We start from the raw sequence: 13,568 nt of genomic DNA on the forward strand, positions 1-13,568 counted from the left end.
TATAGCCACGAGGACAAAAGTTTTTCAGACTTCGATAAAAGGCAAAATGCCTATTGGACAGATATACACAAGAAATTGACAGCAATCAAAGAACAGTTAAACAACAATTAAAATTTAAGAACGATGAACACAAATTTTTTCAATCAGATACAGCAGTTGGACTTTACAGGCAATTTACAACTGACGATAACCAAAGGAGCAGAAAGCAATCTAATCGTATCGGTATTGCTCCATAACGAACAATGCGGAGATAGTGCGAAAAACCTTATTCCCCCATTGACATTTAACGCCACACCCCAAGAGTTTGACGAGGGATTTTTTGAGCAAATAACCACACCTGTACAAAAGGTATCGGGTTTAATGGTGGATATGGAGAAATTCCAAAAGCAACTTGATGAAGCCAAAGCACAATCGGCAATCGAGAAAGCAAAAGCCGAAAAAGAGAAAAAGGAACAGGAAGCCAAAGACAAGAAGTTCAAACAGGCTATGGACAAGGTGGACGAGTTGGAGAAAGAGGGCAAGTTCCGTGAAGCGTGGATGAAAGTTCCCGATTTAACGGAGTTTCCCGAAAAAGCGGACGAGATACGCAAACGCAAAACCTCATTATCCGACAAGTTTGCAACACCGAGCCTTTTCGGAACAACGGAAGAAACAGCACCTGAACAGCCACAGGTGGCAGAAGTTACTGCCGATTATCCTATTGATGAAGCGGACGAGGAAGAATAAAAGTGTTAACCCCAAAATTAGAAAGTTATGTTATTAGCAACGCAATTAGAACGAGTTTTTATACTCAAAGATAAAGGACAGGACATCAGACTGACCGACCCAGAGCCACGTTGGAGTGTGGAAGCGGTGATGAATTATTACGCCAATATGTACCCCATTTTGACGACTGCAAAAGCATCAGCACCGCAGATAAAAGACGATGCAATCGAGTACAAATTTGAGAGCGTAATGGGTACGAAAGGTTGAACCAAAATTTTAAAACGATGAATTATGCAACGCAACATCATATCGGGAGTTATCAGCATACCCGAACAGAAAAGACAACAGCAGCTACACCGACAGTTGGGCGAGTTCGCAAATTGGCTACAAAGACCAAAGGACGCAAGCCAAGTGCAAAAAGACAAGCAGAAATCCGTACCAATAGCAATGCTACCAATGGTCTTTTAAAGTGTACGTTTCTGCCTAAACTGAAAACAGCACAATCCGTACAGGCTTGTCAGAAAACGGAGAGGGATTTTTACAAGTCCCTTTCCCGACTTGCCAAGCATTACAGCATTGAGCCAATGCAGACCAAAGATTTTGAGTTTCCCTACAATATAACATTGTCTATGTGGGATATGGAAACCAAAGTAAAACGTACCAATATCAATTGGGATAGTTTTAAATTGGTACAGGATAGTAAGAAAACCTACTTCACAAGTGAGGAACGATACAATACAGATACAACCTTGTATTATGTTCCTATTGCACCACTCTTTAAAATGCTCAAAGACCCGAAGCGTAAAAAGACCGCACAGCTACTTATATCGGTATGCAGTTATCTGTATCATATTGCCGATGTGCCGTATTACAGGCAGGAAGACAGCTATTTGTATTGGTTGTATGAAACGCACAAAGATTGGGTAGAACAGGATGATGAAACAGACGAAACCGAAACGTATAAAAGTGAGTTGAGAAATGCCGAATATATTGGCGACAATATAGAACAAAAGCTATTTAACCGTATCAATTTAAAGGTATTTGAACAGCGTTTGAGCCGATTTAAAAGCCTTGATACATTCGACAGGGAATGTTGGCAGGTAGCTTGTAATGCGTTTGCCCTTTGTACTGAATATCCGAACGCAAGCATTTTCAGAAACGCACCATTGCCCGAACAAGACCCATATAATGATGATTACGAAACCGAAGCAATCGGAATGGAAAAGTATATCTCATTTGTCGCAGATACAAAAGGTTGGTTATATGAAAGTATGGCAGACAGCATCAATAACGAGTTTAACGAATACGGAGCAATGCAGGAACCGACCATTTGCAAATCCTTTGACGGAAGTAAAATAAAGACAAATAACCTTGATTTTGAAAACCGCCTGTTTGCCCTATTGGACGACCTCTGTACCCTATTGTATGACTATAAAACAACAGAAAAATGAACACCGTAAACGACTTAACCCAAGATTTCGGCACATTATACTATCCTAAATCCGCTTTGGTTTTCTATGAAACCAAAGGAATTGAAACCGATATGTATGTGGAGCATTTCGATATGGACAGCAACGGAACGCCTATCAACGCTCATCCATTGACTGTAAGGGAAGCCAATGTATTGGCAAAGGCTTTACAGACCGAAGACGAAAAGAGCAACGCCTTTTTAAAATCAAAGGGAATTTTGCCGACCAATATTCTGCACATCAATCCGAATGCTGAAAAAGGTACAGTACTTTGGTACACCAAATCAAAGCAAAGGCAACTGTATTTTGTGGAAAGTTTGGGCATACCCAATGGCAAGGCACAAGTACCCCCAATGCTTTGGTTAGCGAGCAAAAGCAGTCTTACGGTATTTGCTTTGGCAAACGACAGAAGACCAACCGAGAAAACGCCATTGCATTACGCACCTTTCTTCAATATCTACGAAAAAGGGAATGTATGTATGGGTACGGTAAGTATTGACATTAAAAATTCGGCTTCGGTTGAGGAATTTATACAGGCGTGGGAACATTATTTTTTCAATTCCTATTTCAGCCATTCATTATGTGAAAACTTGACGAAAAAAAACATTGTAAACCTTTGGAAAGACCTTATTGGCACAGATAAACCCTTTCCGAAAGAAGCATTAAAAAAGAATAACAAAACCCTTAAAAATCTATTGTGATGAATACAGCAAAAACAGCAATCCATTTTACGGATAATTATCTGCTCAATCCCACCAATCCGATTTCGGTAAACCTTATCGGAGCAGGTGGTACAGGGTCAAAAGTATTGACCGCCTTAATGGAAATAAACGAAAGTTTGATTGCGTTGGGACACGCAGGGTTACAAGTCCGCCTTTGGGATGATGATATTATCACAAGTGCCAATTTGGGCAGACAACGTTTTGCAGAAAGTGAAACAGGATTATACAAATCCGTTGCTTTAATCAATCGTTGCAACCGCTGGGCAGGAACAAATTGGAAAGCCGAAACGGTAAAATTTGAAAAGGACAATTTTGGAAGACCTCCCGAAAAAGCAAGGGCAACCATTACCATTACTTGTGTGGATAATGTACAGGCGAGGTTTGGCGTTGCTGAAATTCTTAAAGAAACAAGCTACCGCAGACACTATCAAGATGAGCCAAAATATTGGTTGGATTTTGGCAACAGCCAGTATACAGGACAAGTATTACTATCTACCATCGGAGAGATAAAGCAACCCAATTCAGAGAAATACCAAACGGTGGCAAGCCTGCCATTTGTTACCGATGAATTTGGCGAATTACTGAAGCAATCCGAACAAGAGGACAACACTCCAAGTTGCTCACTTGCCGAAGCATTGGAACACCAGGACTTGTTTATCAATTCCTCATTAACCCAAATGGGTTGTTCTTTGCTGTGGAACTTATTTCGCAGGGGAATGACCGAATACAAAGGATTTTTTCACAATCTGAAAGATTTCCGCACCCACCCCATAAAAGTCGCCTGACCCGAAAAGTCGGGCGGCAAAAAGACAGATCCTCCCGATGGTCGGGGCAGTCTTTTTGCATTAAACAGGTGCAACCCCTTTGTCAAAATGCACCGCTCCGCACATTCCCTTTCCTTACATTTTACCAAACAAGTTGCGAGTTTTTGCGTGGGATATTCAGTATCCCAATGATTGGTTTTGATAATGACTTCTTTTCTTTTCACACGGCGACCAAAGAAAAGAAGCAAAAGAACGTCGTTTTATTACCATTGGATTTTGTCCTAATGCTTGTCAAAGAAAAGTTATATTCAGTAATTTTGTGGCTAATTGATAAGGTCAAGCAAATGGAAACAATACAAATAAAAGGAATAACATTAAATGATATTGAGCAACTGCAACAAATAGGCAGACAGACTTTCTATGAAACTTTTTCGGCAGGAAACACCGAAGAAAATATGACCAATTATTTAAATGAGGAATTTTCCATAGAAAAATTAACGATTGAATTAAGCGACAAAAATGCTGAATTTTATTTTGCAACACTTGACAATATGGTAATCGGTTATCTGAAACTCAATTTCGGGCAATCACAAACAGAATTGCAGGACGACACCGCACTTGAAATTGAACGTATTTATGTTTTAAAAGAATTTCACGGTAAAAAAGTGGGACAAATTCTATACGACAAAGCCATTGAAATTGCCAATCAGAAAAATGCCAACTACGTTTGGTTAGGTGTTTGGGAAGAAAACCCCAGAGCAATCAGTTTTTATAAGAAAAACGGCTTCGTTGAATTTGATAAACACATTTTTAAATTGGGCGATGACGAGCAGACAGATATAATGATGAAGCTGAAATTAGCTTAATTACTGTCAAAATATTCCTGTGCAATTTCCGCTACTCCCACACTAAAATATCTACCGCCATTGGTAACAACATCAATAGCTTTTTTAAAATCGTCCGTATCGCTACCAATGAGCAAATAACCTGTAAAACCAATTTCCAAAAGAGGTTTTACGGCTTTTTCTGCATCAATATCATTATGTGCAATCAGGTTAATGGTTGGATATTGTGTTCTCAATTCTTGAAGCTGTGCCAGCACATTCTTATTGTAAAAATCAAGGTCAATAATACAAATGTTGGGAAGTGTTTTTAATGCTGGTAATTGAGATAGTCCGTCTTCAATGTTTTCAGAACGGAACAATACTTCAATTCCTGAAGCAACGAGGTCGTTGCAGGTCAAATCCAAAATCGGGCTTTTATCATTGATAAAGGCGAGGGCAATTTTTTGTTGTGCTGTACCAGTTTCCATATCATTACTTTTTTGAGTTGATGTAGCCCTGCACAAAAAAAAGAAGCGCAGGCAACCACACTTACCGATACTGAGGCACCGGTACGCCTTAATCCCCGAATAAGCGAGCGCCCACGCCTATGACGTGAGCGTTCTTACTTATTGTCTTGGGGATACAAAAAATTACCAGTTTTCAGTACCAAGACCTAAAGCAAAAACACTTTAAGTATTGTTATATTTTACATAGCAAATATACTAAAGTCCTTCCGTTGAAACATAGTCAGAACCAAATTAATTAGAAGCAATGTCTGTCATTGGTTATATAGTTCTGTTCTAAGACGGTCAGAATATCCGTTTCCTTATAAATAATCTTACCCCCAATTTGTATATACGGCAGGATATTATCGTCACGGTATTGCTGTAAAGTCCGTTTACTGATATGTAACAGCCTACACACATCTTCGCCCGACAAGTATATTTCTCCGTTCATTACAGGACGGTAATTTTTTAATATTTCTTCAATACGGTTTCTCAACTGCATTATCATTTCCTGATGGGCGATGATTTCTTCCGTTTCATTCGTCAGTAAATCCATTGTCGTTGGTATTGTACGGCTGTCCGGCTTCGAGTAAAGCCTGTACGTCCGAGCGTTTATAATAATTCTTGCGGTTCAGTTTGGAATATGGTAATAAGCCTTTGTCCTTGTAGGTCTGCAAAGTCCGTTTGGTAATGTTCATCATCAAACACACTTCCTGGTTATCGAGCCATTGCTCCTCTTTGAAAATCGGGGTATATTTTCGTGTGGCATTTTCGGTCATTTCCAAAAGTTCCCTTAGGTCATTCTTCATTCCGTCCAATGCGGTTTTTTGTATTGCAATAACTTCCATTGTTTGCTCATTTTTTCTGTGGAAGTCGAATTTATAAAGGCTTATTGCAGGATTGGGAAAGGTTGCATTGATTGGCGTTGAAAGGCAGTGTTTGGCTTTTTACTTTTGCCATAAACGAAAAATCGGATAACCTTTTGAGCTATCCGATTTTTTTTATTTAAGCCCCGTTTTATAAGTGTTATCAAGTTTGTTGTGAATAATTGTTGCTACAACCAAAACTTCTGTCATTTGTGAAAGTTGGGTATCTTCCAATATTTTGGGGTTGTGTGCTTTTGGATTTCTGTACATAGAAAAAAATCCTTTGCAGAAATTTCCAAAACCTTTGTGTTCACTTTCTTCGCTTTGATTTTTCAGAGTATTGAAAGCAAGCATAGGTCTTTTGTCCTTTCCCAACGCAAAACAATCATCAACTAAATCTGCTCCGTCTGAAGTATAGCCACTTTTTTGCCTAAGCCTCTCTGCTACACTTTTCGTAATTTCAAGTATAGCGTGAAAATAATTTTCCTTTAACCATTCAGCTTCACAATAAGGCAAAATTTCTGAATGAACTCCAATTCCGTGTACTTTTTCTTTGATTTTTAGTGACCTGCTTTTTGCTTCCGAAATAGTTTTCGCCTTATCAACTTGTCGGGGCTGTCCACTTTTATCAATTTCTATCCCTTCATAAACAAGTTTCTCATTGATAGTTGTTCTATCTTTTTCAAATTCATCTTCGGAATTATATCTTTTAGGATTTAATAATCTAACAACAAATGCCAATACATTATTTCCACATCTGTCTTGTGCTTGTCTTTCTTTTAAAGCATAAAACAATCTGTCTGTTTTATTTGTGCCATATTGAGATTGAGAAATACCAGCACCTGATAAATGTTCTGTAATTTTCGTATGTGTCAGTATATTTGATATAATATCAGATATATTTCGTAGGGTTATGTCATCAAAGGATTTTGTCATTTTATAATTTTCCTCTTTATTATGAATACTAAATCATATAATCTAAATTTCCATAAAAATACTTATTTCGAGTTAGGTATCTCCACTTGTTGCTTCTCTTTGTCCTTTTTCATTTGGCTATAAGTCCATATACAGACAATACCGAGAATTATCAAAGCGTATGCAATCCATTTGCCGACACGTTCTATAAAACGGGTAAATACAGATGCTTCAAAACTCGAAAATCCCTCTGCACCCATACCATTACGCCTATAAAATTTCCTGCGGTTTATCCAATAAATAAGCACTATCGCAATAACGATAACAATAATACCAAACACCAATTGAGCCGTAACTGTATCCATACCCGTTAAGATTATAATTCAAGTAAATTTAAACAAAAAACAACGTACACCGAAAGCTGAAAAGCAATAAACCGACCTGTAACAGTCGGTTTTGCTTTTATATAAGTAGCATTAATCACTACTGTTGAACTGAAAGCTCAACTGCTTTTCGTTACCGAAGTTATCGGAAATCCAAACCTCAAAGGATTGTGATACGGTAGATGCCGAAGTGTAATACAACCGGAACTGCTCCGTTGGCAACGAATACAAATCGTTTGGCAAATACGGTGGTTCGTCATAATACCGCAATGTGCCTTGACCGTCAAATTGAAAGTAGCGGAGAAAATATTGCGTGTTGCTGTAATTGCCTGTTCGCTGTATGGTAATCCGTATCTCTACGGTCTGCCCACTGGCAATATCTTTGGGTACAGGCATTACTTTGACCTCAAAAGGGAAATCGTTCTGTATTTCGAGTTCATCGTCTTTGCTACAAGATACCAACGTAACCGAAGCCGTGAGGATTGCCAAGAGTATATATATTGAGCTTAATCCTATCCTGAATTTATTGAATATTGCTATCATCATTTTACATTTTAAAAATTAAACCTTAATCCCACGCCTGCGGACGGTCGGAATTGTTCCAAGTCTGTACCCCACAAAACCTTTGTACGCCCTTGCAGGACTAACACAAAACGGTCGGACAGGTACGTTTCAAATGTGAGCCGTCCGCCTGCTCCGTAAACAAAATTGTCTTCGCTCAGTATCTTCGCTCCGTCATACAACATTGCTTCGCCACGGTTGATGCTTTCGTAACCGACTACGCCTGTTATTCCAAAGTTCAGCGTGATGTTCTTACGAACATCGCCCAACAGGAAGAAACTGTAACCGCCCTCTGCGGTATAAGTTTCCTGCGGTATGCGGAGGTCTTTATAATCGTGGTATTGGTGTGTATATTCCAACGCCCAAAGCTGGTAGTTACCATTTTTGCCGTTTACGGTCATTGCTACATTGATGTAATAATCGTTACCGATTTTATCATCGGACAGCACACCCGTACTCACTTCCAATCCTTTCTGTTTAGGTAACATTCTTTGTGCCTGTGTGACCGTGATGGCCATAAAGATGAGCATCACGGTATAGATATACTTTTTCATATTATTTACTTTAAAAGGTTATTAAAATTTCAGGTGCATATCGTTAATCAAACGAGCTTTGATTAAGTCGGAATTTTCTATCTGGAGTGTCTGATGCCTGCCACCGTTTTTCTCGAAAATCTCAATAAGTAGTACCTTGTCATCGGCAATGGTAAATTGGTCTAACAGGAACACGTTTTGCTCGGTCGTTTTTCCGCCAATCTCATCCAATGGTTTGTAAGTCCTAAGCGGTATCATCGGGCGTTCCTGCACTACGGTACGTTTGGCTACCTTTTTATCCACCACTTTGAAATTCACAAAATCAATCTGAAACGGCACATTGGTACGGTTTCTCAATTCCGTATGGAAATAGTATTTGCCGTTGTGTATGTAGATACCTTTGAGGATAAACTGAATACCGAAACTCTTAGCCCCGATATGCTTTACAATACGTTTGTCCTTTTTGTAAATGGTTTCCAAAAGCAAGCCTGCCAATGATGGCGAATTGTTGCCCAATTCTTCAAAAAGCACATCGTTTCCGTTGGCTTTATCAACCGCCTTTTGCATTGTCAAGAGGTCATAGCTCAACGCTTCGGGATAGGGACTGTAATACACATTGAAACTGTAAAAACGCCCGTCATTTGTGATAACTGAAAAATTGGTTTCCGCTTCAAATTCCCTTACCGATGCTTTTACACGCAATACATTTTCCGCATCTTCCGCTTTTCCAGCAATCAGGTATTCGCTTCCCAAATCCACATAACGGATGGCGGTCGGAAAAATAAGATGTGAAGTTTTATCGTAGGTAACTTCCATTCTATACGGTTCTATCTTGCCTAATGCAAGCGGAGTTTTTGCACTATCCTGTGCGTAAGATTGTACGGCAAAGCCGAGTATCAGGGCAAATGCCCAAAAGGTTTTTAAATGATTTTTCATTGTTTAAATTATTTGAGTTCAACATTATTTTTTAGATACAAGGAAGACCTGATGCCCTGCTTTTAGCGTAACCTTTGGGGTTCTTACCTTTTTGGCGAAATAGCCCGAAACACCCTGTACCACGCCACGGCTTAAATCAGCAGCAACCTGTTGTCCTGCATTCTGCGTGAGCATTATGCTTGTTCCCGAAGTCTGGCTCATATTGCCCGCCATTTCGGTAAGGGCGTTCATTTCGGGCGAATACGGAACGTACAAGCCTTGCTGTCCGTCCAAATCGTAAATAGTAATATCAACCGGAATGATGTTGCCCTCTAATTCTACGGAGGTAATCTTTAGCTGCAATCGACCTCCCTGAAATTTGGCATTAGCTGTTACAATCGTTCCTTTCGGAATGGTACGTTGAGGCGTTTGGGCTGGCTCTAACAATCGCAATCGTACCCCTGTTTCGCCAATAACCGTTTGCGCATCGTGTACACAGGCTTTGATACTGTTTTTCGGTTGTGCCGTTTGCTCAATAGAACCTGCGGTATAAAAGCCCCGGTTTCTTGTTTCGCTCCAATCGGCTAAAAAGGCACTGTCCGTAGGCTCACGATACAAAGCGGAAACGGTGTTCTTTCTTGTAGGTGTGAATGCCACAAAATGCTCCTTTTGAGTTGAACCTGCGGTAGCCGTACCTGCATCCTTAGCAGGTGGGGCTTCTGTCGAATTTGTACCTGTTGGCAGATACTTTGCCGCCATCTGGTAGGATTTCTCCATTATGGCAAGCTGGTCATCAACGGTTACAGATTTAGGTACATCTTTCTCGGCTAATTGTTCTTTTAGTTCGTCCAATTGCCTGCGGAGTTCTGTTGTTTCAGAGTTGTTATCCTGATAAAATGAACCCAATGTGCTTTGTGCATTGCGGTAACTGCTCAATGCAGGATTGCCGTTTCTTCCCGAACCTCTGCCAACGCCATAGCTGCTGTTTTCGTCTTCTTCGGGAAATTCATCATTAGGCTCTTTTTTGTCTTCAGTATTCCAATAGTCAGAAAGCGTGGTAAGTGCATTGCGTTTTTCTTGCTCTTTGCGTTCCAGCATTTCCAACTCGTAAGCCTTGCCTTTGTCGGCAGGCATTCCTGCTCCGGTAGCCTCCGGTACTGCATCGTTCAGCCCGATGTTCTCAATTTCCTTTTTGTCTGCGGATGGTTTAAATATGAGGTACATACAACCTACGAAGACAATTCCCATTAAGCCAAATATGAGTGGCTTTTTGAGCTTTTCGGCTTTGTTCTGTGTACCGTCTTGCAGTACATCAGTGGTTGCTGCCTGGTTCCCTTCCGTTACCCGAACAACCGACTTTTTGTTCTCATTTTCTTTCATAAATCTTGTTTTTTAGAATTGTTGATAATGTGTCCTGCAATCTTGCAGGACTTTCACTTTTTTTGAGGACAGGGTTTTCGATATGCTCAATGACCATATCGTTACCCGACTTTGAGGTATCGTACCATACTTTGCAAATGACACCTGCCGTAAGCAGTAGATACCCCACAAAAAAGTAAAGTGTGTATTGGTGCTGTTTCCGCAAGGGCAATGCCCGCCAGCGTTCGTCCAGCTTGTCAAAGTACCTGTCCATATTTGCTCTTAGTTTTTTCATAACCTTACTATTTCTGTTGTTATAGCTTGAAACGCTTAGGACTTTGACCTGCCTTTTGCTTCGGTTCTTCATTGACCAAAGCGACTGCCTCAACCGCTTTGGGTGCGGATATGACTGACAGGTTTGTCAGTTCCGATTTTTTCAGCAGTTGCCCAAATTGGTCTTTCCTTGCAACCTCCATTCTGTTAAGCGAGAATTTGCCGTTCAGGTATTTTACCCACATACTGCATTCTACACTTGGCTTGTCTTCGCCCGACCATTGCAGGTAGCCCGTCAGCAACAAGTCCTGTTTAGGCAAACTATCTGTACCTTTTTGGCAGTTTTCGAGGTATTCGCCGATACTTTCCTTCAACTTTCCAGCATACGCTCCCTGCGTATGGAAATAACCATTATATCCTTTGTCTGTAAGGATTTTCGCAAACGTGTTTAAATCTGATAATGCTTCCATAAGATTGTTTTTTAGCGTTCTATAACTTCTATGTCCCTGTTTTCAACCACTGCAAACTTTTCAATGTTGAAGCCTTGCGGGTTATTGTCGGAACGAACAGAGTTTACGAGATAGCAGGAAGTAATCAGGTTACGTCTTGTTACATTGCTCGAACGGATAATGAATTGTTTGGCGTAGGTTCGTACCGCATACGGGTAAGTGTCGAAATTGCACACGACACTATCCACCTCTATACGTTGCTGCACATTCCCCGAAATGATACGGCTGTAATAACCCTTTTCCGACAAGTCTTTGTAGTAATCAAAAGCACTTTTATCGGCAAGGTTGAATGCCCTGCTCATATTGCTTTCGATAGCGTTCTTGTCGGGAGCAAGCGTAAAAAAGAGTTCGTGAAAACGCCTGACGTGTTCCCTTGCTTCCACAGGTCGGTTGATACTTGCATCTTGCGATAAGGCAAGCATCAACGATTTTCCATTATCCAGCACATAGATTTTTTGGCGTTGTTCGTCTGCAAAGCTGTAAGATTTCCAAAGTGAAAATCCTACCACGCTTAGGCAGAGAACGGCAAATACAATGGCATACAGCCGTATTTGCCTAAAACTGTTTTCGATATTTCTTAATGTTTTAAATTCCATTTTTAAATGATTTGATTGTTTTTATTTCCCCATTAACTTGCCACCGATATTTCCAACTGCCGAACCTGTTCCTGCTCCGGCGATATTTCCGGTTTTCATTGCGGCTTGGTTTACGTTACGGGTAAAGTTCCCTGCACCGCCTGCCTGAATAATCCAGCCTGTTACCGTTGGGATAGTGAAGTAGCCCACGATACCGATTATCATAAAGATGATGTACACGGTATTTGAGGTATCAGGAATGTAAGTCGGGTCGGCAAGCATTGCTATATCCTTTTCGATAATGAGGGATTGTATTTTGGCAAGCATAGAGCTGAACAGGTCTGCCACAGGCAACCACAGGTAAACGCTGACGTATCGGGTCAGCCATTGCGTGAGCGTGGACTGAAAACCGTCCCACACGCTTATCGCAAAGGCTATCGGCCCGAGTATGGACAGGACAATGAGAAAGAACGTCCTTATGGTATCAATAACCAAAGCTGCCGCCTGAAACAGTACCTCTAACAGATTGCGAAACCAATTCTTAATAGCTTGTTCGGTTTGGTAGGCAAACCTATCCATATACATTCCCGACATCGTAATCAAATCGCCGGGCGACCAGCCCAATTCTTCGAGCTTTTTATCAAATTCCTCATTTGATACGAGATAGGCTGTTTCAGGATTTCGTAGCATAGCTTCCCGTTCGAGCAGGTCTTTTTTCGCCTGCAAATTGTTGAGGTCAAGCACCTGATTTTCGAGGATTGTGTGAGTACCCTGTACCACCGGACTTAACACGGCATTGATTGTTCCCAATACGATAGTTGGGAAAAACATAATGCAAAGCCCCAAAGCGAAAGGACGAAGCAAAGGGTACATATCAATGGGTTCAGCCCTGCTCAAAGCCTGCCATACTTTTATGGCAACATAGAACAAAGCCCCCAATCCGGCTATCCCTTTAGCCACTGCCGCCATATCGGCGGACAGTGGGAGCATCTCATCATATAATGAGCGTAGGACTTCGTGAAGATTTTGAAATTCCATAACTACCAGTATTTTTGGTTAGGAGTTCCATAGAGGTCAAGCACTCTTTTGGTATTGTTCTGCTTTTTTGCTCTTAGAATACTTACAGAGATATTCTTATTGGTATAGTAGCGTACCAAGCTGTGGTATTCCTTTACTTCTTTGTACACTCTATCAATAATATCCATACGCTCTTTGTCGTTCAGCGAAAGGCTTGATGAGGTTACAATCTGTTTGAGTTCTTTCAGCAGTTCGGTACTTTCATTCAGCAATGCCGAATAACCATTGCTGATAGCTGCCAATTCCTGTGCAGAAAAATTCGGGTCGTTCATCATCTTACCGAAGTTGGTAACATACATTTCGGATACGTCACCGACAAGCAATACAGTCTGCTGTACCTTACGTGCATCTTTTACAAGATTATTTACAGCTTGTAGCTTGTCGTAATACTCCTTACCCTGTTTATACACCTTTTCCACTTCCTTGAAATTTTTAATTACATTGGATACCGTGGAAGAAGTCTGTACGATTTCATTCGCACTGTTGAGAATACCCGATGCCAGATTTGTGGGGTCGGTTACTACCCATTGTGCTTTTGCGGACGGTGCTACGGCGAGCATTAGTGCCGTACACACCATAAAAAGGAACTTTTTCATTTTTATGAATTTTAAA

General features: G+C 40.7%; 20 protein-coding genes. 6 read left to right on the plus strand and 14 right to left on the minus strand.

Annotated elements, in window-relative coordinates; translation table 11 throughout:
• Positions 1–123 precede the first annotated feature (123 nt).
• From AACZ49_RS09620 to AACZ49_RS09645, 6 genes are all read left to right on the plus strand, one after another.
• Positions 124–726, plus strand: coding sequence for a PRTRC system protein E (locus AACZ49_RS09620; protein ID WP_225603982.1), 603 nt, complete (start codon positions 124–126; stop codon positions 724–726).
• Between the two features lie 27 nt (positions 727–753).
• Positions 754–972, plus strand: coding sequence for a PRTRC system protein C (locus tag AACZ49_RS09625; RefSeq protein ID WP_112376284.1), 219 nt, complete (start codon positions 754–756; stop codon positions 970–972).
• 17 nt (positions 973–989) lie between these two features.
• Positions 990–2,156, plus strand: a complete 1,167-nt coding sequence (locus AACZ49_RS09630) for a hypothetical protein (RefSeq protein WP_225603981.1) — start codon at positions 990–992, stop codon at positions 2,154–2,156.
• Complete coding sequence (locus tag AACZ49_RS09635) at positions 2,153–2,875, plus strand: PRTRC system protein B (protein WP_291125283.1); 723 nt, start codon at positions 2,153–2,155, stop codon at positions 2,873–2,875. Before AACZ49_RS09630 ends, AACZ49_RS09635 begins: the two co-directional genes overlap by 4 nt.
• Complete coding sequence (locus tag AACZ49_RS09640) at positions 2,875–3,681, plus strand: PRTRC system ThiF family protein (protein WP_225603979.1); 807 nt, start codon at positions 2,875–2,877, stop codon at positions 3,679–3,681. Before AACZ49_RS09635 ends, AACZ49_RS09640 begins: the two co-directional genes overlap by 1 nt.
• Before the next feature lie 323 nt (positions 3,682–4,004).
• Complete coding sequence (locus AACZ49_RS09645) at positions 4,005–4,526, plus strand: GNAT family N-acetyltransferase (RefSeq protein WP_225605884.1); 522 nt, start codon at positions 4,005–4,007, stop codon at positions 4,524–4,526.
• Here AACZ49_RS09645 and AACZ49_RS09650 read toward each other — a convergent pair.
• The 14 genes from AACZ49_RS09650 to AACZ49_RS09715 all read right to left on the minus strand — a co-directional run bounded on the left by AACZ49_RS09650 (position 4,523) and on the right by AACZ49_RS09715 (position 13,552).
• Complete coding sequence (locus AACZ49_RS09650) at positions 4,523–4,972, minus strand: DNA-binding response regulator (protein WP_339654030.1); 450 nt, start codon at positions 4,970–4,972, stop codon at positions 4,523–4,525. The genes AACZ49_RS09645 and AACZ49_RS09650 overlap by 4 nt on opposite strands.
• Positions 4,973–5,246: 274 nt before the next feature.
• Positions 5,247–5,546: a helix-turn-helix domain-containing protein gene (locus tag AACZ49_RS09655; RefSeq protein ID WP_066439707.1), complete on the minus strand. Its 300-nt coding sequence runs from the start codon at positions 5,544–5,546 to the stop codon at positions 5,247–5,249.
• A complete protein-coding gene (locus AACZ49_RS09660; RefSeq protein WP_066439706.1) occupies positions 5,527–5,838 on the minus strand; it encodes a helix-turn-helix domain-containing protein in 312 nt (103 codons plus the stop codon). The genes AACZ49_RS09655 and AACZ49_RS09660 overlap by 20 nt, the downstream gene beginning before the upstream one ends.
• Positions 5,839–5,991: 153 nt before the next feature.
• Positions 5,992–6,792: a TIGR02391 family protein gene (locus AACZ49_RS09665; RefSeq protein WP_066439705.1), complete on the minus strand. Its 801-nt coding sequence runs from the start codon at positions 6,790–6,792 to the stop codon at positions 5,992–5,994.
• 62 nt (positions 6,793–6,854) lie between these two features.
• Positions 6,855–7,136 carry a molybdenum ABC transporter permease gene (locus AACZ49_RS09670; RefSeq protein WP_066439704.1) on the minus strand — a complete coding sequence of 94 codons (282 nt, stop codon included), beginning with the start codon at positions 7,134–7,136 and terminating at the stop codon, positions 6,855–6,857.
• Between the two features lie 111 nt (positions 7,137–7,247).
• Complete coding sequence (locus tag AACZ49_RS09675; RefSeq protein WP_066439702.1) at positions 7,248–7,697, minus strand: DUF3872 domain-containing protein; 450 nt, start codon at positions 7,695–7,697, stop codon at positions 7,248–7,250.
• Between the two features lie 11 nt (positions 7,698–7,708).
• Positions 7,709–8,269: a conjugal transfer protein TraO gene (locus AACZ49_RS09680; protein WP_066439701.1), complete on the minus strand. Its 561-nt coding sequence runs from the start codon at positions 8,267–8,269 to the stop codon at positions 7,709–7,711.
• A 21-nt stretch (positions 8,270–8,290) separates the two neighbouring features.
• On the minus strand, positions 8,291–9,184 hold the full coding sequence (gene traN / locus AACZ49_RS09685) for a conjugative transposon protein TraN (RefSeq protein ID WP_066439697.1): 894 nt from the start codon (positions 9,182–9,184) through the stop codon (positions 8,291–8,293).
• A 24-nt stretch (positions 9,185–9,208) separates the two neighbouring features.
• Positions 9,209–10,543 (minus strand): conjugative transposon protein TraM, encoded by a 1,335-nt coding sequence (gene traM / locus AACZ49_RS09690; protein ID WP_066439696.1) that lies wholly within the window; start codon positions 10,541–10,543, stop codon positions 9,209–9,211.
• Complete coding sequence (locus AACZ49_RS09695; RefSeq protein ID WP_019974903.1) at positions 10,530–10,817, minus strand: hypothetical protein; 288 nt, start codon at positions 10,815–10,817, stop codon at positions 10,530–10,532. Before AACZ49_RS09695 ends, traM begins: the two co-directional genes overlap by 14 nt.
• 19 nt (positions 10,818–10,836) lie before the next feature.
• A complete protein-coding gene (locus AACZ49_RS09700) occupies positions 10,837–11,265 on the minus strand; it encodes a hypothetical protein (protein WP_019974902.1) in 429 nt (142 codons plus the stop codon).
• Between the two features lie 11 nt (positions 11,266–11,276).
• Positions 11,277–11,900, minus strand: coding sequence for a conjugative transposon protein TraK (gene traK / locus AACZ49_RS09705; RefSeq protein WP_339654038.1), 624 nt, complete (start codon positions 11,898–11,900; stop codon positions 11,277–11,279).
• 21 nt (positions 11,901–11,921) lie between these two features.
• Positions 11,922–12,917, minus strand: coding sequence for a conjugative transposon protein TraJ (gene traJ, locus AACZ49_RS09710; protein ID WP_059333820.1), 996 nt, complete (start codon positions 12,915–12,917; stop codon positions 11,922–11,924).
• Positions 12,918–12,919: 2 nt separating this feature from the next.
• Positions 12,920–13,552, minus strand: a complete 633-nt coding sequence (locus AACZ49_RS09715) for a DUF4141 domain-containing protein (RefSeq protein WP_019974899.1) — start codon at positions 13,550–13,552, stop codon at positions 12,920–12,922.
• Positions 13,553–13,568: the final 16 nt, after the last annotated feature.

The sequence above is a fragment of the uncultured Maribacter sp. genome, from assembly GCF_963975365.1.
In the GTDB taxonomy this organism is placed as follows: Bacteria; Bacteroidota; Bacteroidia; order Flavobacteriales; family Flavobacteriaceae; genus Maribacter.